General features: G+C 71.2%; 19 protein-coding genes and 1 tRNA gene. 14 read left to right on the forward strand and 6 right to left on the reverse strand.

The genetic code is table 11. From position 1 onward, the window contains the following. The first annotated feature begins 82 nt into the window (after positions 1-82). The 3 genes from ACFYR0_RS23165 (at position 83) to ACFYR0_RS23175 (ending at position 4,074) form a co-directional block, all read left to right on the forward strand. Positions 83-1,651 (forward strand): MFS transporter, encoded by a 1,569-nt coding sequence (locus tag ACFYR0_RS23165; RefSeq protein ID WP_389331112.1) that lies wholly within the window; start codon positions 83-85, stop codon positions 1,649-1,651. A 159-nt stretch (positions 1,652-1,810) separates the two neighbouring features. After that, the gene (locus tag ACFYR0_RS23170) at positions 1,811-2,470 is read left to right on the forward strand and encodes a DUF485 domain-containing protein (RefSeq protein ID WP_389331115.1); all 660 of its coding nucleotides are present in this window, start codon (positions 1,811-1,813) and stop codon (positions 2,468-2,470) included. Continuing rightward, complete coding sequence (locus tag ACFYR0_RS23175; protein WP_389331118.1) at positions 2,467-4,074, forward strand: cation acetate symporter; 1,608 nt, start codon at positions 2,467-2,469, stop codon at positions 4,072-4,074. Before ACFYR0_RS23170 ends, ACFYR0_RS23175 begins: the two co-directional genes overlap by 4 nt. A 35-nt stretch (positions 4,075-4,109) precedes the next feature. Here ACFYR0_RS23175 and ACFYR0_RS23180 read toward each other — a convergent pair whose 3' ends face one another. The 3 genes from ACFYR0_RS23180 to ACFYR0_RS23190 form a co-directional block, all read right to left on the reverse strand. Further along, the gene (locus ACFYR0_RS23180) at positions 4,110-5,000 is read right to left on the reverse strand and encodes a cellulose-binding protein (protein ID WP_389331121.1); all 891 of its coding nucleotides are present in this window, start codon (positions 4,998-5,000) and stop codon (positions 4,110-4,112) included. Positions 5,001-5,262: 262 nt separating this feature from the next. Then, a complete protein-coding gene (locus ACFYR0_RS23185) occupies positions 5,263-8,082 on the reverse strand; it encodes an SUKH-4 family immunity protein (RefSeq protein WP_389331124.1) in 2,820 nt (939 codons plus the stop codon). A gap of 8 nt (positions 8,083-8,090) precedes the next feature. Further along, positions 8,091-9,083: an SMI1/KNR4 family protein gene (locus ACFYR0_RS23190; protein WP_389331127.1), complete on the reverse strand. Its 993-nt coding sequence runs from the start codon at positions 9,081-9,083 to the stop codon at positions 8,091-8,093. A gap of 309 nt (positions 9,084-9,392) precedes the next feature. On the opposite strand from ACFYR0_RS23190, the gene ACFYR0_RS23195 reads away from it, so the two are divergent. Then, the gene (locus tag ACFYR0_RS23195) at positions 9,393-9,917 is read left to right on the forward strand and encodes a YwqJ-related putative deaminase (RefSeq protein ID WP_389331131.1); all 525 of its coding nucleotides are present in this window, start codon (positions 9,393-9,395) and stop codon (positions 9,915-9,917) included. Positions 9,918-9,965: 48 nt separating this feature from the next. Continuing rightward, the gene (locus ACFYR0_RS23200) at positions 9,966-10,460 is read left to right on the forward strand and encodes an SUKH-3 domain-containing protein (RefSeq protein WP_389331134.1); all 495 of its coding nucleotides are present in this window, start codon (positions 9,966-9,968) and stop codon (positions 10,458-10,460) included. Positions 10,461-10,477: 17 nt separating this feature from the next. On the opposite strand, the gene ACFYR0_RS23205 is transcribed toward ACFYR0_RS23200, so the two are convergent. Next, complete coding sequence (locus ACFYR0_RS23205) at positions 10,478-11,758, reverse strand: sensor histidine kinase (protein ID WP_389331137.1); 1,281 nt, start codon at positions 11,756-11,758, stop codon at positions 10,478-10,480. Positions 11,759-11,925: 167 nt separating this feature from the next. Between ACFYR0_RS23205 and ACFYR0_RS23210 the strand changes: the two genes are divergently transcribed. The 7 genes from ACFYR0_RS23210 (at position 11,926) to ACFYR0_RS23240 (ending at position 17,609) form a co-directional block, all read left to right on the forward strand. After that, a complete protein-coding gene (locus ACFYR0_RS23210; protein WP_389331139.1) occupies positions 11,926-12,798 on the forward strand; it encodes a hypothetical protein in 873 nt (290 codons plus the stop codon). 6 nt (positions 12,799-12,804) lie between these two features. Next, a tRNA-Gln gene (locus tag ACFYR0_RS23215) sits at positions 12,805-12,875 on the forward strand. A 121-nt stretch (positions 12,876-12,996) separates the two neighbouring features. Continuing rightward, entirely contained in the window at positions 12,997-14,442 is a 1,446-nt protein-coding gene (gene glmU / locus ACFYR0_RS23220; protein WP_389331142.1) for a bifunctional UDP-N-acetylglucosamine diphosphorylase/glucosamine-1-phosphate N-acetyltransferase GlmU, read from the forward strand. Between the two features lie 134 nt (positions 14,443-14,576). After that, positions 14,577-15,557: a ribose-phosphate diphosphokinase gene (locus ACFYR0_RS23225; protein ID WP_389331145.1), complete on the forward strand. Its 981-nt coding sequence runs from the start codon at positions 14,577-14,579 to the stop codon at positions 15,555-15,557. A gap of 197 nt (positions 15,558-15,754) precedes the next feature. After that, complete coding sequence (locus tag ACFYR0_RS23230) at positions 15,755-16,357, forward strand: 50S ribosomal protein L25/general stress protein Ctc (RefSeq protein WP_389331148.1); 603 nt, start codon at positions 15,755-15,757, stop codon at positions 16,355-16,357. An 88-nt stretch (positions 16,358-16,445) separates the two neighbouring features. After that, positions 16,446-17,048: an aminoacyl-tRNA hydrolase gene (gene pth, locus ACFYR0_RS23235; RefSeq protein ID WP_389331151.1), complete on the forward strand. Its 603-nt coding sequence runs from the start codon at positions 16,446-16,448 to the stop codon at positions 17,046-17,048. 54 nt (positions 17,049-17,102) lie between these two features. Next, entirely contained in the window at positions 17,103-17,609 is a 507-nt protein-coding gene (locus ACFYR0_RS23240; protein ID WP_389331154.1) for a hypothetical protein, read from the forward strand. Between the two features lie 74 nt (positions 17,610-17,683). On the opposite strand, the gene ppc is transcribed toward ACFYR0_RS23240, so the two are convergent. After that, complete coding sequence (gene ppc, locus ACFYR0_RS23245; RefSeq protein ID WP_389331157.1) at positions 17,684-20,425, reverse strand: phosphoenolpyruvate carboxylase; 2,742 nt, start codon at positions 20,423-20,425, stop codon at positions 17,684-17,686. A gap of 296 nt (positions 20,426-20,721) precedes the next feature. Between ppc and ACFYR0_RS23250 the strand changes: the two genes are divergently transcribed. Further along, positions 20,722-21,729, forward strand: a complete 1,008-nt coding sequence (locus ACFYR0_RS23250) for an acyl-CoA desaturase (RefSeq protein ID WP_389331160.1) — start codon at positions 20,722-20,724, stop codon at positions 21,727-21,729. Beyond that, positions 21,726-22,400, forward strand: a complete 675-nt coding sequence (locus ACFYR0_RS23255; protein ID WP_389331163.1) for a TetR family transcriptional regulator — start codon at positions 21,726-21,728, stop codon at positions 22,398-22,400. The genes ACFYR0_RS23250 and ACFYR0_RS23255 overlap by 4 nt, the downstream gene beginning before the upstream one ends. A gap of 105 nt (positions 22,401-22,505) precedes the next feature. On the opposite strand, the gene ACFYR0_RS23260 is transcribed toward ACFYR0_RS23255, so the two are convergent. Beyond that, on the reverse strand, positions 22,506-23,309 hold the full coding sequence (locus tag ACFYR0_RS23260; RefSeq protein ID WP_389331166.1) for a trans-aconitate 2-methyltransferase: 804 nt from the start codon (positions 23,307-23,309) through the stop codon (positions 22,506-22,508). Positions 23,310-23,317 lie beyond the last annotated feature (8 nt).

A 23,317-nucleotide genomic window follows, 5' to 3' on the forward strand; every position in this document is an offset into this window, starting at 1 on the left:
TCGGGCTCGAGTGGGAAGCTGTCGGCCAACAGATGAGTGCAAGGGGCAACGACCGCCGCGAGGCGAACCGGGAGGACGACACGTGGGCACCGAGAGACCCGCGACCACCGACACAGCGCACCAGGACGGGCCGCCGGGGCGGCGCGGGCCCGTGGTCGCCGCGCTCATGCTGGCGATGGCGCTGGCCGCCCTGGACTCCACGATCGTCTCCACCGCCGTCCCGCAGATCGTCGGGGACCTGGGCGGCTTCTCCGTCTTCTCCTGGCTGTTCTCCGGGTACCTGCTGGCCGTCACGGTCACCCTGCCCGTCTACGGCAAGCTCTCCGACACCTTCGGCCGCAAACCCGTGCTGGTCGCCGGGGCCGTGCTGTTCCTGCTGGGCTCCCTGCTGTGCGCGCTCGCCTGGGACATGGGCGCGCTGATCGCCTTCCGCATCGTCCAGGGGCTCGGCGGCGGCGCGCTCCAGGGCACCGTGCAGACCCTCGCCGCGGACCTGTACCCGCTCAAGGAGCGCCCGAAGATCCAGGCCAGGCTGTCCACCGTGTGGGCGGTGTCCGCGGTGACCGGGCCCGCGGTCGGCGGCCTGCTCGCCGGGTACGCCGACTGGCGCTGGATCTTCCTGGTCAACCTGCCCGTCGGCGGCCTCGCGCTGTGGCTGCTGGTCCGTCATCTGCACGAGCCCGTGCGCGACACCGCGCCACGCGCGCGCGTGGACTGGGCGGGCGCGCTGGCGGTGTTCGCCTGCGGAGGGGTCCTGCTGACCGCGCTGGTGCAGGGCGGGGTGGCCTGGCCGTGGCTGTCGGCGCCCTCGCTGGCCCTGTTCGCGGCGGGGCTGGCGCTGGCCGGTGTGGTCGTCGCCGTGGAGCGCCGGGCGGCCGAGCCGATCATCCCGGGCTGGGTGTGGCGGCGGCGCACCATCGCCGCGGTGAACCTCGCCCTCGCGGCGCTCGGTCTGCTGATGGTGGCGCCGACGGTGTTCCTGCCGACGTACGCCCAGGCCGTGCTGGGTCTCGGCCCGGTCGCCGCGGGGTTCGTGCTGAGCGTGTGGACGCTGAGCTGGCCGGTCGCCGCCGCGCACAGCCAGCACCTGTACCGGCGCATCGGCTTCCGGGACACCGCCCTGGTGGGCATCGGCACGGCCGCGCTGGTGCTGTCCGCCTTCCCGTTCCTGCCCTACCCGGGCGAGGCCTGGCAGCCGGCGCTGCTGATGCTGCTGCTGGGCGGGGCGCTGGGATTCTTCCAGCTGCCGCTGATCGTGGGGGTGCAGTCGACGGTGGGGTGGTCCGAGCGCGGCACCGCCACCGCCTCGGTCCTGTTCTGCCGCCAGACCGGGCAGACCGCGGGCGCCGCGGTCTTCGGCGCCGTCGCCAACGGTGTGCTCGCCGCCCGGCTCGGCGGCGCGGGCGACCTCGACTCGGTGAGCCACGCGCTCGGCTCCGGCGCCGCCGCGGAGGCGTCCCGCCGGGCCGTCGCGGACGCCGTCCACGCCGTGTATCTGGGCGCCGCGGTCGCCGCGGCGGTGGCGTTCGCGGTGCTGCTGTTCGTCGCCCCGCGGCGGTTCCCGGTGCTGCCCGCGGACCCGGGGAGCGGGCCCGGCGAGCTCGCGGACCGGCCGGACGGACCGGGCGGGGCCGCCAAAAGTCCGAGTTAACGGCGGTAACACCGCAGGTCAGCGAGGGAAACGGTTACCGACCAATCGGTTTGCCGAAACCCTCGCACAATAAGTTCCCGGCGAGTAACGTGCGTGGACCGCGCCCCCCACTCCCTGCGGTCCGCCGCCACGGACCCGAGCCGCGCAAGGAGCCCCGGGATGTCCTACGACTCCTCCCCGTCGTACCCGAACACCGGCCCACCGCCCACCCGACCCCCGTTCACTCCCCCCACCCCCGCACGACGCTCGTACGGCAGCCAGCCCTACGACGACCAGCCCTACGGCACCCGGCCCCAGGGCGGCCGGCCGTACGGCAACCAGTCCCAAAACAGCCGGCCGTACGGCGGCCAGCCCTACGACCGTCAGCCCTACGGCGGCGACAGCGGCCAGGGCGGCCGCCCCCACCCCGCCCCCGGCGGGCACCGGTACGGCGAACAGGGCCCCACCTACCCCTGGCAGCCCGCACCGGCCCCCGAGCCCCCACCCGAGCGGCCCGCCCCCGTGCACGCCCCGCTCGGCCACCACAGCGACCTGCGCATCCTGCGCGGCGCCTACCGCTGGCAGCGCCGCACCGCCACGCTCACCGCGCTCGGCTACTTCGTGCTGTTCCTGCTCCTGTCCGCGTTCGCCCCCGGCTTCATGGCCGGCACCGTCACCGACGGCCTCCCCGTCGGACTGCTCCTCGCCCTCGTCCAGGTCCCCGTCACCTGGCTGGCGATCGTCCTGTACGAACACACCGCCCACCGCTACCTCGACCCGATCGCCGCACGCATCCGGGAACAGGCCCGCCTCGACGCCAAACGGGGAGCCACCCGATGAACGGCCTCAGCGACACCAGCCAGACCCTGTCCCTGATGGCGTTCACCGCCGTCGCCACCGTCACCCTGCTGCTGTGCGTCATGACCGGCCCCGACCGCGACGACCTCGACGAGTTCTACACCGGCTACAACTCCCTGTCCCCCATGCGCAACGGCCTCGCCATCGCCGGCGACTACATCTCCGCCGCCACCGTCCTCGGCACCGGCGGAGTGATCGCCCTCTACGGCTACGACGGCGTCGTCCTCGCCCTGAGCACCGCCCTGTCGCTGATGCTCCTGATGTTCCTGCTGGCCGAACCCCTGCGCAACGCGGGCCGGTTCACCATGGGCGACGCCTTCGCCCGCCGCATGCCCGGCCGCAAGGTACGCATCGCCGCCAGCCTGGTCACCCTCGCGGCACTGCTGCCGCTGATGCTGGTGCAGCTCGCGGGCACCGGACAGCTGCTCTCCTTCATCCTCGGCTTCTCCGGCGAATCGGTGCAGACCGGCTGCATCGTCGGCGTCGGCGCCCTCATGATCAGCTACGCCGCCATCGGCGGCATGAAGGGCACCGCCTTCATCCAGACGGTGAAGATGGTGATGCTGCTCGGCTCCGGCGCCGTGGTCGCCGCGCTCATACTCCAACGCTTCGACTGGGACCCGGGCGCCCTGTTCGGCGCCGCCGCCGCGCAGAGCGGTGTCGGCGACGCCTTCCTGCGCTCCGGACTCCAGTTCTCCGGCGGCCCGTACCCCGAGCTCGACATGGTCAGCTCCCAGCTGGCCGTCGTCCTCGGCGGCGCCTGCCTGCCACACGTCACCATGCGCATGTACACCGCCTCCAGCGCCCGCCAGGTGCGCCGCTCGATGTCCTGGGCCGTGTCCACCGTCGCCCTGTTCGTCCTCGTCATCACCGTCGTCGGCTTCGGCGCGACCGCCCTGATCGGACGCGCCGCGCTCGCCCAGGCCGACCCGCAGGGCAACTCCGCCTATCTGCTGGGCTCCCAGGCCGCGTTCGGCGCCGAGGTGTCCACCGCCGAGACCTTCCTGTTCACCGCCGTCACCACCGCCCTGTTCCTGACGCTGCTCGCCTCCGTCGCCGGAATGATCCTCGCCTGCGCCAACTCCCTCGCCCACGACGTCTACGCCACCTTCAGGCGCGAGACCTCCGGCCGCCAGGAGATGGCCCTGGCCCGGATCTCCGCCCTCGCCGTCGGCATCCCCGCCGTCCTGCTCGCCACCCTCGTCCAGCACCGCAGCCTCCAGCCGCTGGTGACCGTCTCCTTCTGCGTCGGCGCCTCCGCGCTCGCCCCCGCCCTCGTCTACAGCCTCTTCTGGCGCCGCTACACCCGCACCGGCCTGCTGTGGACCCTCGTCGGCGGCACCCTCTCCGTCTTCCTGCTGCTGCCGGGCACCAACCTCGTCTCCGGCTCCCCCCACTCCGCCTTCCCCGAGGCCGACTTCAACTTCTTCCCCTTCACCACCACCGGGATCGTCACCGTCCCGCTCGGCTTCGCCCTCGGCTGGCTCGGCACCCTGGCCTCCGGCCGCGGCAAGGCCGCCGAACAGCGCCGCCAGTACGAGGCGGTCGAGGGATGGATCCTGGCGGGTGCCGTCAGGAAGAACTGACACCCGGCCCGCACCCTCGCACCCCGCCCCACGCACTACTCCGCCGGCAGCCTGCCGCCCGTCAGGGACGCCAGGCTGGTGCGGACATGGTCCATGTGCGCGTGCACGTCGTCCCAGCGCTCGCCGTGCTCGCGCAGGACCCGCTCGGTCTCCCGGGCAATACGGTCCGCGCGCAGCCGGGCCTCGGCGAGAACCTCGGCGGCACGCGCGCGTGCCTCCTCCTGCCGACGGCGCGCGGACTCCTCGGCCTCCGCGAACGCCTGCTTCGCCTCGGACAGCGCCGCCTCCGCGCGCGCCACGAGCCGGGCGTGCCGGGCGTCGAGAGCGGCCGACCGCTCCTGCTCCTCACGCTCGGCGGCAGCCCGTCGTTCGGCGTGCTCGCGTTCCTGTCCGGCGAGCAGGGCGGCGCTGCGGTGCCGCGTGTCACGCAGAACGGCCAGCGCCTCGCCGCGCCGCTCCTTGACCTCCCGACGGGTGCCGACCCGCACCTCGTCCGCCTCGGCGCGCGCGAGCAGCAGCAGCTGACGGGCCCGCTCCTCGGCCTCCGCGCGCACCGCCTCGGCCTCCTCGCCCGCCCGCTCCCGTACGCCCTCGGCGTCCGACTCGGCCCGCGCGAGCTCCTCGTGCGCCGCGCCGCGCGCCCGCTCGCGCAGCTCCGCCGCCTCCTCCACCCCGAGCTGGAAGAGACGCCGGGCCCGCTCCCCGAGCGCGTCGTACGTCTGCGGCGCGAGCCCCGCGACCGTCTCGCGCAGCCGCTCGGCCCCGGCCTCCATCTCCTTGGCCAGTACCGTCAGCCGGGCGGCCCGCTCCCAGGCGGCGTCCCGGTCCCGGCACAGCACCGCCATGAACCGCTCCACCTGCGCGGGGCGGTAACCGCGCCCCCGGACGGCCACGAAGCCATGCGGCGACACCGGTGCGCTGCTCATCCTGGAACCCCTCTCCGCCGACCCGCACACGCCACCTGGGCACGACGACGTGCGCCCGCCACACACGAACGCTTTCGATCGAGCGCTCGTGCTTTTCGATTTCGCGCACATCTTGATGGATCCGACGGAAGTGTTCGTAACGCGACACTCCGCACATAAGTTACGTGGACCAAGCGCAAGGGGCCGGACCGGTCAATCCAGCGACCCGGTCCGGCCCCTCCGCGCACGCCCCGAGCGCGCACCGCCCGTCAGCGGCGGGACATCACAGCAGCCCGTCCCACATCTGCTCCAGCAGCACCGACCACCAGCTCTCCGGCGACCCCAGCGCCGCCGGGTCCAGCGAGGCGAGCTGCGCCTGGAAGTCCACCGTCCACCGGCCCGCCTGCTCCTGGTTCAGCCCGAACCGCAGCCGCCACATCCGGCCCAGCAGCGCCAGACAGCGCACGAACTCCGGCAGACCGCTGTTCACGAACTGCGGCGGCACCGGAGCCCCACCGGGCCCCGCCTCCACCGGCACCGCGACGATGTGCGCCGTCCCGTACTGCACACAGACCGCCCGCCCGAAGTCCGTACCCATCACCAGGTACGACCCCGCGTCCGCGGCCGGCTGCACACCCCGCTCCGCCGCCAGCTCCGCCAGCGTCGGCACCGGCCGCCCCGGCTGCGCCTGCGCCCAGAAGAACGGGCCCATGTCCAGCGGCAGCCCCGCCACGACCAGCGTGTGCGCCACCACCGGCGGCACACCCTGCCGGGACACCGCCGCCTGCTCGAAACGGAACACCCCCGGCCCGAACGCCGCCGCCAGCTCCTGCGCCACGGCCTCCGGCGCCACCGGCGGCAACGGCTGCACTACCGGCAACGGCGCCCGCACCGGAGCGGGCCGCGCCGGACCGTCCGCCACCTGGTGCAACTCGCCCTGATGCGCCAGCAACTGCCGCATGCCCTGCTGCCGGCTCGCATGGTCCGTGCCGTACGGCGCGATGCTCGTGATCCGCGCCTGCGGCCACTGCTCACGGATCATCCGCGCGCAGTACGCCCCCGGCAGCTCGCACGACTCCAGCTCCGTGTGCAGCTCCAGCACCTGGTCCGGCGGCACGTTCATCGCCCGCAGCTCATGGAAGATCTGCCACTCCGGGTGCGGCGTACCCGGCGCCGAACGCCGGATCAGCTGCTGCTCGGAACCGTCCTGCGCCCGGTAGCGCAGCACCGCCTGATAACCCGGCCCGACCGTCGGCAGCCCGGCCGGCGGCTGCTGCGGATAGCCGTACGCCGGAGGCGGCGTCCCCGGACCGCCCGGAGCCGTCGGCTGCGGAGCGCCCGCACCCGGCGGCATACCGGGAGCACCCGGAGGCATACCGGGAGCACCGGGGGCCGGCGGCGGAGGCACACCGGGGCCGCCGACCGCGGGGCCCGCCAGCATCGTCTCCGCGTGGTGCACCGCACCCTGCGGACCGCCCGCGGAGCCGTGCGCACCAGGCACACCCGGAGCACCCGGGACGTGACCCGCGCCGGGCGTGCCCGGCATGCCCGGCGCACCCGGAGGCTGCGGCGCGTTCGGCACTCCCGGAGCACCGGGGGCACCAGGGGCACCGGGGGCACCCGGAGGCTGCGGAGCGCCCCCGCCCGTGCCGCCCCGGCCCGGGTCGGCCAGCATCGTCGCCGCGTGGTGGACACCGCCCGGCGGCGGGCCAGGTGTGCCCGGCGGCTGCGGCGCACCGGGGCCGCCCGCGACCTGCGGGCCGTCGGGGCCCAGCGCGGACATGAGCTGCGTGGGGATGTACCCGCCCGTCCCCGCACCGGGAACACCGGGAGCACCCGGCGCGGCAGGGCCCGGCGGAGGCGTGCCGCCCTGCGGCACGCCAGGAGCGTGCGCCCCCGGAACCCCGGGCACGCCCGGCGGAGGCGGCACCGGACCCCCGGGCCGCGCGCCCGGCGCCCCCGGCACACCCGGCGGCGGAGGCGGCGTCGCACCACCCCGCGCCCGGCGCGGCGGCGGCGTGGCCTTGCTGGTGGCCGCGTCGGCGATGTCACCGGCGTTCGGCGCGAGCCGGCCCGGCGCACCCGGACCGTCGGGCGGCTGCGGCACGGCACCCTGGGCACCACCCGCGCTCCCCGGGCCCTGCGGATAGCCGTACGGAGGCGTACCCGGCACCGGCGGAGGCGTGCCGCCCTGCGACGCACCGGGAGCGTGCGCGCCCGGCGCGTTCGGGTTCCGCAGCGCCGGCTCGATCGTCGTCCTCGGCAGCTGACTGCCACCCGAGATCAGCGCCGTCTTGGCCTCCGGCGCCACCGGCGGCGGCGTCTCGTCGTCCATCCCGCTCAGCGGCGGGGCGAACACCGTCTCCGGCAGCGGAACCGAACGGTCCTCACCGGCATCGGCGTTGGTGTCCGTACCCGCCCACGGAGTCGCTCCCGGCACCGACGGTCCGGGCACCGAAGCCCCAGCCCCGGCACCGGTACCGGCACCCGGAACAGCGGCACCACCCGCGGGCGCACCGCCCACCGGCACCCCCGCCTGCGTCCGGGCCAACGGCACCCCGGCCTGCGTCTCCGGCAACGCCGAACCCCCGGCCGAACCGGCACCCGCGAAACCCGCACCGGACCCGGCCGAACCAGCACCGGCACCACCCGGACCGGCCGAACCCGAACCCGCACTCGCGCCCGAAGCCCCAGCGCCACCCGGCCCGCCGCCCTCACGACGATCCGGAATCCCCATCCGGTCCGCCGCCTCCTGCAACCACTCCGGCGGAGTCAGCAGGAACGACGTCTGATTCAGATCCACCCGCGCGGCAGCCGGCGGCGGCGCGTCCGCCGCCTCCGCACTCACCCCGTACTCCTCCTCGTACCGGCGGATCACCTCACCCACCGGCAGCCCCGGCCACAGCGTCGCCTCGCCACTGTCACGGGCGATCACCAGCCGCTGCGCACCACCGTCCGAACGCGGACCGTCCGCACGGTCCTCCGCCCACACCACGAAACCGAGCCCGAACTCCCGCACCCGCACCTCACGATGCTGATACGAGGGAACATCCCCGTTGACCCACTCCTCGGCGCGCTCCTGCGCCTGCGCAAACGTCACCATCGCGAAGCTCACTCCCCCGCAGTGCCCGAGACCGGCACGGACCGCGCGAAACCGCCGTCCACCATCAGATTCGCCACCGTCTCCAACTCCGGCGGCGAACCCGCCAACCGGGACAGGAACACGTCGAAGTCCTCACCGCACGGCATCAACAACCGTTCCACCCGCTCCGCCGGCGGCCACGACGGATCCACGTCACGAGCGTCGTCGAACGCGCAGAACCACACCGAACCGACCCGCTCGCCCTTCACCTTCACCGCCAGCAGACCACCCTGCACGAAAGAGACACCCAGATAGTCCTTCGTCAGATGATCACGCAGACACTTGTTCACATACACCAGGTCATTGACCGCCGCCTCGTCCCGCACCGTGAAGAACGGCTGGTCCAGCAACAGCCCCGACTCCGGATCCAGAGCCGTCCCCACCGGCGCACAACCACCCGCCGCCTTCAGGAACGACCGGTACGCACCCGGCAACCGGTACCCCAGGTCCTCCTCGACCTGCAGCACCTGCTGCTCCGTCACCGCCACACCCGACCTCGGCAGCCCGAAATGCGCCGGACGCGTCTCCTGCAACGGCCGCGTCCCCCGCTTGCCCTGGTCCACCGCCGCCGTCGCCACACCACCGTGATGCCGCAACAACGCCTTCACCTCGACCGGAACCAGCTCCAGCCGCCGCGAACCCGCCACGTGATGCCACGTCCACCCGTGCGGCGTCGCCACCGCCGGCAACGTGTCCCACAACACATGACCCGACGCCGACAACGCCGCGTTCGCCGACACATAGTCCGTCAGCCGCAACTCGTCGACACCGAAACCCTCCGGCGGATCGGCGATCTCCGCCGCCGCACGTGCATAAGGAGAGAAGTCGGGATAACCGCGCTCGTCCACCCGCACCCCCGCCGGATGACGGGACGCCCGCACCGGATCCGGGAAATGCACGACCTGCCCGGCGTAGGCCGCGTTCGGCGGCGCGGCCTGCTGCCCAAGCCGACCTGTCGTCATGACGGTTGCCCCCTGCGGCACTCTGTACGACCCCGCGGCCGCCGACCCGACGCCGACCCTGCCCACCACGGTCCGTATCCGACTGTCTCCGACACGCTGACCGCTGACACCAACGCGTCGACCGCACCTGTCGCGGCACCGACAGCCTATGCGGTACACCTCCGCCGGTCACCGGGCCTCCACTTCCGTGACCAGCCGTCACCCCGCCGTGACAGCCAGCCCAAACCCCCGCGTGTCGCACCGCCCCAGCTTCCGCACCAGGCACGCCGTTTGGCAGTCTGGACCTTTCGGGGGGATGCTCGGGAGGGGATGGCGATCATGAACGCGACACAGACGGGACCACACACAGCCACCAACGGCGACCCCCGCGTCGGCTGGAGCCACACAGAAACCCCCCACACCCCGACCCTCCTCCAACGCCGCGACGGCATCCTCCCCACCGTCGCCGCCGCCCTCTCCGTCCGCGGCGCCACCCTCACCGGCACCGCCGCCCGCGGCGACACCCCACCCCCGCTCCACCCCCTCGTCCAGGACTTCCTCGACACCCTCACCAGCGACCGACGCGACCGCTTCACCGGCCGCTGCGCCGAGACCATCCTCATCTCACGCCACATCACCGCGGCCGACACCGAACGCAGCAAACGCGCCGCCCGCAAACCCATGACCAACGGAGAAGCCCGCAAAGCCCTCCGGCAGGCCAAACTCACCACCCGCCGCATCCGCGAGGACGGCGACCCCCTCCACGGCGGCTTCGCCACCCCCTGCCAGGCCTGCACCGCGCTCAGCGCCCATTTCGGCGTCCGCATCGTCGACCCCGCCACCCCGGCCGACTAGCACACCCGCAAAACCCGCACCCGCCCCCACACACCGAACAGTGGACAGATGCACCCCGACCGCACCTCCACCACACGCTTCCCCGTCCCCGTCGACGCCGCCCTGCGCACCGCCGGCTGGCACCCCGGACGCTGGGACATCAAACAGGCCGAAACCTGGGCCGACACCCTCCGCGACCACACCTCACCAGCGGGCCACCGCCACGCCGTCTTCCCCGCCGCCGTCGAAGCGTGGGCCGAATTCGGCGGCCTCCACCTCACCCCCACCGGCCCCGGCCGCCAGATAGCCCCCGCCGCACTCCACATCGACCCCCTGCACGGACTCCACCTCGCCCGCACCCTCGGCGACCTCGGCCGCGCCCTCGACACCGACATCAGCCCCCTCGGCGCCGAACCCGGCACCGACACCCTCATCGCCATCGACACCCAGGGCCGCGTCTACGCCCTCGACCACACCGGCGACTGGTACCTCGGCCCCGACATCGACCAGGCCCTCAACACCCTCGTCACCGGAATCCAGCCCACCCGCCTCACCACCGGCTGACCGGCCACACCCCGGCCCTACGACGCCGGAATCACCGCCGACACCCGGAAACCACCCGCGTCCGTAGGCCCCGACACGAACACCCCTCCGAGCGCCACCACCCGCTCCCGCATCCCCACCAGACCGTTCCCACCCGACGGCAACAACGCCGACGACGCCACCTCCGGCGGCGGCTCGTTCTCCACCTGCATCGCGATCTCCGACACCCGATGCGCCAACCGCACATACGTCCTCGCGCCGCCCGCGTGCTTGTGCACGTTCGTCAGCGCCTCCTGCACCACCCGATACGCCGTCTGCTCGATCTCCGGCGCATACCCCCGCACCTCACCCTCCACCGACAGCGCGACCACCATCCCCGCAGCCGCCGACTGCCCCACCAACTCCTCCAGCTCCTCCAGACAAGGCCCCTCCACCGCCTCGTCCGCCGCCCTCGACGCGGCCACCGCCACCGCCACCAACGGCACCTCACGCGCCCGCACGCCCTCACCACTGCGCAGCACGCCCAGCATCTCCCGCAGCTCCGTCAACGCCTGCCGGCCCATGTCCCCCACCAGCGCCGCGTTCTTCACCGCCTTCTCCGGATCCTTACGGGCCACCGCCTGCAACGCAGCCGCATGCACCACCATCAGACTCACCCGGTGCGCGACCACGTCATGCATCTCCCGCGCGATCCGCGTCCGCTCCTCGCCCCGCGCCCACTCCGCCCGCTCCTCGGCCCGCTCGGCCAGCAGCTGCAACTCCCGCTCAAGACTGTCCGCCCGCTCCCGCAGGCTCTCCATCAGCCGCCGCCGCGCCCCCACGTACAGCCCCAGCAGCAACGGCGGCGCCGTCATCCCCACCGACATCGTCACCGCGATGAACGGCACCGCCCACTCGCCCAGCCGCACCTCGGAGTCCGACAGCCGGCGCGCCTGCACGAACGTCACCACGAACATCCCCAGCAGCGACATCCCCGCCAGCGAGGCGATGATCCGCCGCGGCAGCTCCGACGCGGCGAGGGTGTACAGACCCACCACGCCCATGAGGTAGCCCATCTCCGCCGGCGCCACCGCGATCGACACCAGCACCACGGCGATCGGCCACCGGCGCCGCACCAGCAGGACCGACCCGGCGAGCACGCCGAACACGACCCCCACCGCCACCGGAATCCCGGCGTCCGACGCGAACCCGACGCCCCTGACCCCGCACTCCACCGCCGACACCAACGCCAGCGACCCGTCCAGCAGGGCACTGCGCCACCTGACCCACCACCACGGCCCCTGCCGGGCCGCGGCATGCTCTTCCCCCGTCGTGGTCATGCGACCAGCCTACGGTCGCGACCCCTCCCTTTTCCGGAGAGTTTCGACGACTGGCCTACACCACACCCCGTAATCGAATAACCACGAAACCGACAGGTATCCCTCGAACTGTTGAATCACCCCCCGTTCGACCCCGGAACCCTCCATTCCGCCCGGACGGTATGCCCATGGCACATTCCAACGGCAAACACGCCGACTTCGAGTCCCTCCGGGACCAGGCAGTAGCCCTACGCCGATCAGGCCACAGCCTCCGCCAGATCCGCGACGAGCTGAAGGTCTACAACAACGACCTCCTCAACCAGCTGGTGAAGGGAGAGCCGCCGCCGGAATGGACGAAACGCCCGCGAGCGAAGGACGGCCTCCGTGCGAAGGCCCGAGAGCTACGCCTCCAGGGCTGGACCTACGACCAGATCGAGATGGAGCTGGGGTGCTCGAAGGGCTCGATCTCGCTGTGGGTGCGGGATCTGCCGAAGCCGGAACGCCGCGACCCGTCGGAACAGGCGAAGCTGGCGGCCCGCAAGCGTTGGGAGCACGAACTGGCCATGCGGGACATGGAGCGCCAGAAGACGAAACTGACGGCAGCAGGCGAGATCGGCACACTGACCGACCGGGAGCTCTTTCTGCTGGGTGTCGGGCTCTACTGGGCCGAGGGCTCGAAGGACAAGCCGTACGCCAGGCGCGAGAAGGTCCAGTTCGTCAATAGTGACCCGGACATGATCCAGGTCTTCATCGCATGGCTGGACCAGCTCGGCGTGCACCGGGATCTTCTGCGCTTTCGACTCATGATCCACGAGACGGGGGACATCGAGGCCGCCGAGCAGTACTGGGCCGACACGGTCGGCGTCGACATCACCGAGCTCCAGAAGACGACGGTCAAGAAGCACAACCCCAGGACGGTCCGCAAGAACGTGGGCGAGGACTACCGGGGCTGCCTGGTGGTCAATGTGCTGCAAGGAGCCGAGTTGTACCGTCGCATCGAAGGCGCCTGGTACGGCATAGTAGGGGCTGTCCGTCCGGACGATCTACCAAACCGGACATAAGGGCTATCCCGGGTCGTCTAAGGGCAAGACGTCAGATTTTGGTTCTGATCATGGGGGTTCGAGTCCTCCCCCGGGAGCAGCTGCAGGTTCGGGTCCTGACTGGAGACAGTTCCGTCAGGGCCCGCGCTCATTTCTCCCCACCCCCGCCCCGGTATCCTGCGGAGGTCACCCCTCCCCCCAACAGCCGAAGGGCATCCCGTGAGCGCCATTCGCCCGGCAGCCGTCGTCGTTCTCGCAGCGGGTGAGGGCACCCGTATGAAGTCGGCCACACCGAAGGTCCTGCATGACATCTGTGGCCGCAGTCTGGTCGGCCATGTGCTGGCGGCGGCCGGTGAGCTGAACCCCGAGAACCTGGTCGTGGTCGTCGGTCACGCGCGGGAGAAGGTGACCGCGCATCTGGCCGAGGTCGCGCCCGACGTGCGTACGGCCGTGCAGGCGGAGCAGAACGGCACCGGGCACGCGGTGCGGATGGGCCTGGAGGAGCTGGGCGGCCCCCTGGAGGGGACCGTGGTCGTCGTGTGCGGCGACACCCCGCTGCTGACCGGTGAGACGCTGCGCGCCCTGGCCGGCACGCACTCGGCCGACGGCAACGCCGTCACCGTGCTGACCGCCGAGGTGCCGGACGCGACCGGCTACGGCCGGATCGTGCGGGACGACAGCGGTGCCGTGACGGCGATCGTCGAGCACAAGGACGCGAGCGAGACGGTCCGGGAGATCCGGGAGATCAACTCGGGGGTGTTCGCGTTCGACGGCCGGCTGCTGGCCGAGGCCCTCAAGCAGGTCCGCACGGACAACAGCCAGGGTGAGGAGTACCTCACGGACGTGCTGGGGATCCTGCGTGAGGCGGGCCACCGTGTCGGTGCCTCCGTGGCCGGGGACCACCGGGAGATCGCGGGGATCAACAACCGTGTGCAGCTCTCGGAGGCGCGTCGCATCCTCAACGACCGGCTGCTCACGCGGGCGATGCTGGCCGGTGTGACCGTCGTCGACCCGGCGACCACCTGGGTGGACGTGACCGTGACGTTCGAGCAGGACGCCGTGGTGCACCCGGGTACGCAGCTGCAGGGCGCGACGCATGTCGCCGAGGGCGCGGAGGTCGGGCCGAACTGCCGGCTGGTGGACACGCGTGTGGGTGCGGGGGCCCGGGTGGACAACACGGTGGCGACGAGCTCCGTGGTGGGTCCGGGTGCGTCGGTGGGGCCGTTCGCGTATCTGCGTCCGGGGACGCGGCTGGGCGCCAAGGGCAAGATCGGCACGTTCGTGGAGACGAAGAACTCCTCGATCGGCGAGGGGACGAAGATTCCTCATCTGTCGTACGTGGGTGACGCGACGATCGGTGAGTACTCGAACATCGGTGCCGCGAGCGTGTTCGTGAACTACGACGGGCAGGACAAGCATCACACGACCATCGGGTCGCACTGCCGCACCGGTTCCGACAACATGTTTGTGGCACCGGTCACGGTCGGGGACGGTGCCTACACGGCGGCGGGGTCCGTCATCACGAAGGACGTGCCGCCCGGTTCGCTGGCCGTGGCCCGTGGTCAGCAGCGGAATATCGAGGGCTGGGTGGCTCGTAAGCGTCCGGGGAGCGCGGCGGCGAAGGCGGCCGAGGCGGCTTCCCGGGAGCCGGGCGGCGAGGGCTGACCGGAAACAGGCACGCCGGACACGGCGTACCGTGATAGGTGCATACCCGCACACCCCCAGCTGAGACGGCCTCTCACGCCCAGTGGCGAGGTCTGCTCGACACCCAGCTGCGACACCTCTGAGGAGACAGTGCTGTGACCGGGATCAAGACGACCGGCGAGAAGAAGTTGATGTTCTTCTCCGGCCGCGCCCACCCCGAGCTTGCCGAGGAGGTCGCCCACCAGCTGGGTGTCGGGGTCGTCCCGACGAAGGCCTTCGACTTCGCCAATGGTGAGATCTACGTTCGCTACCAGGAGTCGGCGCGTGGTGCGGACTGCTTCCTGATCCAGAGCCACACGGCTCCGATCAACAAGTGGGTCATGGAGCAGTTGATCATGATCGACGCCCTGAAGCGTGCGTCGGCGCGGTCGATCACGGTCATCGTGCCGTTCTACGGTTACGCGCGGCAGGACAAGAAGCACCGGGGTCGTGAACCGATCTCGGCGCGTCTGATCGCGGATCTGATGAAGACGGCGGGTGCGGACCGCATTCTGGCGATCGATCTGCACACGGATCAGATCCAGGGGTTCTTCGACGGTCCGGTGGATCACCTGTTCGCGCTGCCGCTGCTGGCGGACTACGTGGGCGAGAAGGTGGACCGGGAGAAGCTGACGGTGGTGTCGCCGGACGCGGGTCGTGTGCGGGTGGCGGACCGTTGGTGCGACCGGCTGGGTGCGCCGCTGGCGATCGTGCACAAGCGGCGTGACAAGGACGTGGCGAACCAGGTGACCGTGCATGAGGTGGTCGGTGAGGTTCGTGGCCGGGTGTGTGTGCTGGTGGACGACATGATCGACACGGGTGGCACGATCTGTGCGGCGGCGGACGCGTTGTTCGCGCACGGTGCGGAGGATGTCATCGTGACGGCGACGCACGGTGTGCTGTCGGGTCCGGCGGCGGACCGGCTGAAGAACTCGCGGGTGAGTGAGTTCGTGTTCACGAACACGCTGCCGACGCCGGGTGAGCTGAGCCGTGATCTGGACAAGCTGACGGTGCTGTCGATCGCTCCGACGATCGCGAGTGCGGTGCGTGAGGTGTTCGAGGACGGTTCGGTGACGAGCCTGTTCGACGAGCAGTAAGGGTTTTTCGGGGCTCCTGGTGACGGGGGCCGGTGATCCTTTTGGGTGCGGCCTTTCTGCCGAGTAGACTGCTGGAGTTGCTCGGCGAGGGAGGCCGCACTTCTGTGTGCGGCTGTCCGTTATCGACGCGCTCTTCGTAGCAGGCCGTTCGTGGCCGGGTGACCACGTCCGCTTTCCACCTTCTGCGAGGAGTGAACATGTCCGAGGTCAAGCTCGCCGCCGAGTCCCGTACCGAGTTCGGCAAGGGTGCCGCGCGCCGCATCCGTCGTGAGAGCAAGGTGCCCGTCGTTCTGTACGGTCACGGCACGGACCCGAAGCACCTGACCCTGCCGGGTCACGAGCTGCTGCTGGCGCTGCGTACGCCGAACGTCCTGATCTCGCTGGACATCGACGGCAAGACGCAGGAGCTGGCGATCCCGAAGGCCGTGCAGCGTGACCCGCTGAAGGGCTTCCTGGAGCACGTCGACCTGCTGCTGGTCAAGCGTGGCGAGAAGGTCACGGTCGAGGTTCCGGTCGTGGCCGAGGGCGAGCTGGCGGCGGGTGGCAACCTGCTGGAGCACGTGCTGAACGCGCTGCCGGTCGAGGCCGAGGCCACGCACATCCCGGAGTCGGTGTCGGTGTCGGTGGAGGGTCTTGAGGCCGGTGCCTCGGTCCTGGCCAAGAACATCACGCTGCCGAAGGGCACCACGCTGGCGGTCGAGGAGGACGCGGTGGTCCTTCAGGTGCTGGCCGCGCAGGCGGAGGAGGCCCCGGAGGGCGAGGCCGCCGAGGGTGCGGAGGCTGTGGCCGAGGAGGCCTGAGCCTGACGCCTGGCGTCGTTTTTGTCAGCCGCTGCTTCCTGTCGGGGAGCGGCGGCTGGCGTGTGTTCGAGGCGTATTCGAAGGAGACGTGGACGTGACGACCGACCCGAGTGCCCCCTGGCTGATCGCCGGGCTGGGCAATCCCGGACCCGAGTACGCGATGAACCGGCACAACGTGGGGTTCATGGTGGTGGATCTGCTGGCCGAGCGGTTGGGGGGGAAGTTCAAGCGGGCCGGCAAGGCGCAGGCGCAGGTGGTGGAGGGGCGGATCGGTCCGCCGGGGCCGTCGGGTCGCCGGGTGGTGCTGGTGAAGCCGATGTCGTTCATGAATCTGTCGGGTGGTCCGGTGAACGCGTTGCGGGACTTCTACAAGGTGCCGTTGGGGAATGTCGTGGCGGTGCATGACGAGCTGGACATCGACTACGGCACGTTGCGGTTGAAGCTGGGTGGCGGGGACAACGGGCACAACGGGCTGAAGTCGATGACGAAGGCGTTCGGGGCGGATTATCACCGGGTGCGGTTCGGGATCGGGCGTCCGCCGGGGCGGATGCAGGTGGCGGATTTCGTGTTGAGGGATTTCGCGTCGGCGGAGCGCAAGGAGCTGGGCTACTTCGTGGATCGTGCGGCGGATGCGGTGGAGTGTCTGGTGATCGAGGGGCTGGAGCGGGCGCAGGGGTCGTACAACTCCTGACAAGTGCCTCGGCGTGGTTGACGGTGTGTGTGGGCATGGCCAAGGATCGCGGCCATGCCTTCTGCTTCCGTCTCTGCTCGGCACGGGGCCGGGACGGCGCCGGGTACCGTCGCCCTCCGGTTCGGCCGGGTGGCCGTCATGGGTGTGGTCACGGTGCTGATCCTGGTCGCGGGTGTGTGGGCGTCCTGGGGTTCGGCCCAGTACGTGATGCTGACCAAGGGCCGTGAGCGTGGCACGGTCGAGGTGACGGGTTGTGGTGAGCGGGCCTGTTCGGGGCCGTATGCGCCGTTGTCGCCGGGGTCGCGTGCGCGGGCGAGTGTCGAGGTCGAGGACACGGTGGCGGTGGAGAAGGGGCGCACGTACACGGTGGTGGTGAAGCCGGGCGGGGAGAGCGCGGTGCGTTCGGGTCCGGCGGGGGTGTTGTACGCGTGGGTTCCGCTGGGGGGTGCGTTGCTGCTGGCGTCGGTGGTGGTGGCGGGCGGGTTGCGGCGGACGCGGGCGGCGTGGGTGCTGGCGGGTTCGGGGTTCGTGCTGCTGACGGCGGCTTTTCTGGCCGTGTGACGGCCGTGGGGGACGTGGGGGAAGACGAGAAGGGCGGCACCCTGGTGGGTGCCGCCCTTTCGGGTGGTGCGGGGTCAGCCGGTGTTGCGCAGGCCGGCGGCGACGCCGTTGACGGTCAGCAGCAGGGCGCGGGAGAGCAGCGGGTCGGGCTGCTCGCCTGCCTCGGCGGCGTCGCGCTGACGCTTGAGGAGGGCGACCTGCAGGTAGCTGATGGGGTCGAGGTAGGCGTCGCGGATGGCGAAGGTCTGGCGCAGGGCGGGCTGGGCGTCGAGGAGTTCGGCCTCGCCGGTGACCTTGAGGACCTCGGCGACGGTCAGCTCGTGTTCGGCGCGGATGGTGTCGAAGACGTGGCGGAGCTCGTCGGGGACGAGGGTGTCGACGTAGTGGCCGGCGATGCGCAGGTCCGTCTTCGCGAGGGTCATCTCGACGTTGGAGACGAAGTTGCGGAAGAAGTGCCACTGTCCGTACATCTCTTCGAGCACGGTGTCGAGTCCGGCTTCGCGCAGGGCCTTGAGGCCGGAGCCGACGCCGAACCAGCCGGGGACGATCTGGCGGGACTGGGTCCAGCCGAAGACCCAGGGGATGGCGCGCAGGCCGTCGAGGGAGACGCCCGAGCCGGGGCGGCGGGCGGGCCGGGAGCCCAGGTGCAGGTCGGCGAGCTGGTCGACCGGCGTGGAGGCGAGGAAGTACGTCGGCAGGTCGGGGTCCTCGACGAGTTCGCGGTAGGCGGCGTGGGCGGCGTCGGAGACGACGTCCATCGCGGCGTCCCAGCGGGCGAGGGCCTCGTCGGACTGGCGCGGTGCGGTGTGCAGGGCGGAGGCCTGGAGGGTGGCGGCGACCGTCAGTTCCAGGTTCTCCCTGGCGAGGGAGGGGATGAGGTACTTGTCGGAGATGACCTCGCCCTGCTCGGTGACCTTGATCTCGCCCTCCAGGGTGCCCCAGGGCTGGGCGAGGATGGCGTCGTGGGAGGGGCCGCCGCCGCGGCCGACGGTGCCGCCGCGGCCGTGGAAGAGGCGCAGGCGGACGCCGTAGCGGTGGGCGACGTCGCGCAGGCGGCGCTGGGCGCGGTGGATCTCCCACTGGCTGGTGGTGATGCCGCCGAACTTGGAGGAGTCGGAGTAGCCGAGCATGACCTCCTGGACGTCGCCCCGCAGGGCCACGAGCCTGCGGTACGACGGGTCGGAGAGCATGTCCTCGAGGATGGTGTCGGCTGCCTTGAGCTCGTCGGTGGTCTCCAGCAGCGGCACGATGCCGATCCTGGCCCAGCCGGCGTGGAGGTCGAGGAGGCCTGCCTCGCGGGCGAGGACGGTGGCGGCGAAGACGTCGTCGGCGCCCTGGCACATGGAGATGATGTAGGACTCGACGACCTCGGGCCCGAAGACCTCCAGGGCCTTCTTGACGGTCTGGAAGACGCCGAGGGTCTTCTCGCCGGCCGCGTCGACGGGTGCGGGGGTGGGGGCGAGGGGGCGGCGGGAGCGCAGTTCCTTGGCGAGGAGCTTGGTGCGGTAGTCCCGGGGCATGTCGGTGTAGCGCCAGGACTCCTCGCCGAGGCGGTCGAAGAGCTGGCCGAGGGCGTGGTGGTGGGCGTCGGCGTGTTCGCGGACGTCCATGGTGGCGAGCTGGAGGCCGAAGGCGGCGAGGGTGCGGATGGTGCGGTTCATGCGGCCGTCGGCGAAGAGTCCGCCGCGGTGGGCGCGCAGTGAGGTCTGGATGAGGGTGAGGTCGGCGAGGAGTTCGCCGGTGCCGAGGTAGTCGCGGCCGTCCTGGTGGGGGGTGCCCTTGGCGAGGCGCTGCTTGGTGTTCTCGAGCTTCTGGCGGATGCAGGTGGCCTTGAGCCGGTAGGGCTCCTCGGCGTTGAGGCGCTTGTAGCGGGGGCTGATCTCGGGGAGGTTCTCGAGGTCGGTCTTGAGGGAGGTGGTGAGTTCGTCGGTGGCGCCGCTGTAGCGGATGGAGTTCGACAGGAAGCCGCGGAGTTCGTCGATCATCTCCAGGGCGTCGTTGATGCCGTGTTCGTGCTGGAGGATGAGGACGTCCCAGGTCACCTGGGGGGTGACGTTGGGGTTGCCGTCGCGGTCGCCGCCGATCCAGGTGCCGAAGGTGAGGGGGCGGGTGGTGTCGGGGAGGGTGACGCCGACGCGTTCGAGTTCGGCGGTGAGGTCCTCGAGGACGTCGCCTACGGCGTTGGCGTGGAGTTCGTCGAGGTAGTAGATGGCGTTGCGGGCCTCGTCGGCGGGTTCGGGGCGGACGACGCGGAGTTCGTCGGTCTGCCAGACGAGGTCGATGTTCTCGGCCAGGCGGGTGTCGTGGCGGCGGCGGTCGGAGTCGATGACGGGGGTCTCGAGGAGCGCGGCGATGCGCCGGAGCTTGTTGAGGACCGACCGGCGTGCGGCTTCGGTGGGGTGCGCCGTGAAGACGGGGCGGACGTTGAGGTGCTCGACGGTCTGCCGCAGGTGCTCGGGGTCGGCGTCCTTGAGGCGGTCGGCGGTGCGGGAGAGCAGTCCGCCTTCGGCTGCCCGGCGGGCGCGCAGCTCGCGGCCTCGGTGCACCTGTTCGGTGACGTTGGCGAGGTGGAAGTAGGTGGAGAAGGCGCGTACGAGCTTGGCGGCGGTCTCCAGTTCGGTGCCGCGCAGCAGTTCGGCGGCGGCTTCTCCGTCCTCGCGGGTGAGGCGGCGGACCTTCTCGACGAGTTCTAGGAGCTCGGGGCCCTCTTGGCGGACGAGTGTCTCGCCGAGGAGGTCGCCCAGGCGGCGGATGTCGGCGCGCAGCTCGGTGCTGGTGTTCGCCTGGGGCTCAGTCTGGTCGTCGGCACTGCTCACAGGTGCGGCTCCTTGCAGTGTTGAAGCTCGTCTGGGAGGGAACCCGGGTGACCGGCGCGCGGCGGGGTGCCGCATACGGGCGGTGCTTCCGGGAAGAGTTTCAGAGCGGACCGCGCTGTCCGACCGGTTCCAAGGATAGGTGTCGGGGCGGACGCGCAGGTTCAGGGGCTCTTGCCGCCGGGCCGGGCGCTGCCATACTTACGACGCCGTAGGTTACGGAACCGTAGGAACACCTGACCGGTTCCGGTCGTGCGGTTTCCGCTCTCACGACCCTCGACCCCACAGGGGACGCCCCAATGACCACGAGTTCCGATGTGATCGAAGAGGCCCCGGAGGCTTCCGGCGGTGCTGTGCCCTCCGCGACGCTCGGCGGGGAGCAGAAGCGTTCGATCGAGCAGATCGCGCTGCTGCTGTTCATCGCCGTTCCGTTCGTTGCGCTGGTGGCGGCGGTGCCGCTGGCGTGGGGATGGGGGGTGAGCTGGCTGGATCTGGGTCTGATGGTGTTTTTCTACTATCTGGGCTGTCATGGCATCACGATCGGTTTCCACCGGCATTTCACGCATGGTTCGTTCAAGGCGAAGCGGCCTTTGAGGATCGCGCTGGCGATCGCGGGGTCGATGGCGGTGGAGGGTCCGCTGGTGCGGTGGGTGGCCGATCACCGCAAGCATCACAAGTTCTCCGACGCGGAGGGTGATCCGCATTCGCCGTGGCGGTACGGCGAGTCGCTGCCCGCGCTGGTGAAGGGCCTGTGGTGGGCGCACATCGGCTGGTTGTTCGACGAGGAGCAGACGTCGCAGGAGAAGTACGCGCCGGATCTGATCAAGGATCCGGCGCTGCGTGCGATCTCGCGGCAGTTCGTGCTGTGGACGATGCTGTCGCTGGCGTTGCCGCCGGTGATCGGTGGTCTGGTGACGATGTCGTGGTGGGGGGCGTTCACGGCGTTCTTCTGGGGTTCGCTGGTGCGGGTGGCGTTGCTGCATCACGTGACGTGGTCGATCAACTCGATCTGTCACGCGGTGGGCAAGCGGCCGTTCAAGTCTCGGGACCGTTCGGGCAATGTGTGGTGGCTGGCGGTGCTGTCGTGCGGTGAGTCGTGGCACAACCTGCATCACGCGGACCCGACGTCGGCGCGGCACGGTGTGATGCGTGGGCAGGTGGATTCGAGTGCGCGGCTGATCCGGTGGTTCGAGCTGGCGGGGTGGGCGTACGACGTGCGCTGGCCGTCACGCTCGCGTATCGATTCGCGGCGCAACCCCGACGAGGGTGGTTCCCGGCGCCGGAAGGCGCCCGTCGAGGCGGCATGATTGACGCCGTGGCGACCGACTCCAGCAGCATCAGCGATGACAAGCCGCGGCGGACGCGCCGTACCCGGATGACCGGTGCGGAGCGCCGCCAGCAGCTGCTGGAGATCGGGCGGACCCTGTTCGCGGCGAAGGGGTTCGAGGGCACGTCGGTGGAGGAGATCGCGGCGAAGGCCGGGGTGTCCAAGCCGGTGGTGTACGAGCACTTCGGCGGGAAGGAGGGCTTGTACGCGGTGGTGGTCGACCGTGAGATGCGGCGGCTGCTGGACATGGTGACGGGTTCGTTGACGGCCGGGCATCCGCGGGAGCTGCTGGAGCAGGCGGCGTTCGCGTTGCTGGACTACATCGAGGAGTCCACGGACGGGTTCCGGATCCTGGTGCGTGATTCGCCGATTCCGCAGTCGACGGGTTCGTTCGCGTCGTTGATCTCGGACATCGCCACGCAGGTGGAGGACATCTTGGGGCGTGAGTTCAAGAGCCGTGGTTTCGATCCGAAGCTGGCGCCGTTGTACGCGCAGGCGCTGGTGGGGATGGTCGCGTTGACGGGGCAGTGGTGGCTGGAGGTGCGGCGGCCGAAGAAGTCCGAGGTGGCGGCGCATCTGGTGAATCTGGCGTGGCACGGGCTGGACGGCCTGGAGGCGAAGCCGCGCTTGATCGGGCATCGCAAGAGTTGAATGAGGTGTCCGTCGCCTCCGTGTCGGCGGTTACCGCGTCGTCCACGTCATCGACGACGTGATCCACATCCTCGGCTCCCGCCTCGGCCGGGCCGTCTGACCGGCTCATCCTCCCTTACGGGCCACCGCGAACACGCGGCGGAACGGGAACGGCGTCCCGTGCTCCGTCGCCGGATACGCCTCGCGCAGTGCCTGGCGGTAGGCGCGCAGGAAGGCGTCGTGGGCCTCGGGCCGGTCGGCGAGGGCGGTGAGGACGGGGCGCAGGCCGGTGCCCTTGACCCAGTCGAGGACGGGGTCCTCGCCCTTCAGGAGATGGATGTACGTCGTCTCCCAGGTGTCGGCCTCGCAGCCCAGGGCGGTCAGGTGCCGCAGGTAGGCGGCGGGGGTGAGGACGGCGTCGTCGTGGCGGAGGGCGTCGGTGACGCCGTGCCGGGCGGCGAGGTCGCGCATCAGGCGGTGGCTGGGGGCGTCGAAGTTGCCGGGGACCTGGAAGGCGAGGGTGCCGCCGGGGTTCAGTGCCGCGATCCAGTCGGCGAAGCGCTCGGTGTGGCCGGGGATCCACTGGAGTGTGGCGTTGCTGATGATCAGGTCGTGGGGCTCGGCGGGTGACCAGGTGCGGACGTCGGCGTGGGTGAAGCCGAGGTGGCCGCCGCCGGGGGTGGGGCCTTCGTGGTCGGTGTGGGCCTTGTCGAGCATCTCGGGGGAGTTGTCGTAGCCGGTGATGCGGGCGCCGGGCCAGCGTTCGGCGAGCAGGGCGGTGACGTTGCCGGGGCCGCAGCCGAGGTCGGCGATGCGGGGGCGGTCTTCTGCCGGGAGGGCGGGGACGCGGGCGAGGAGGTCGGTGAAGGGGCGGGCGCGGGGGCCGGCGTGGCGCAGGTACTGGACGGGGTTCCAGGTGGGGGTGGTCATGGGTCCAC

Origin of the sequence: Streptomyces sp. NPDC005017, assembly GCF_042873115.1 — a bacterium.
Classification (GTDB): domain Bacteria; phylum Actinomycetota; class Actinomycetes; order Streptomycetales; family Streptomycetaceae; genus Streptomyces.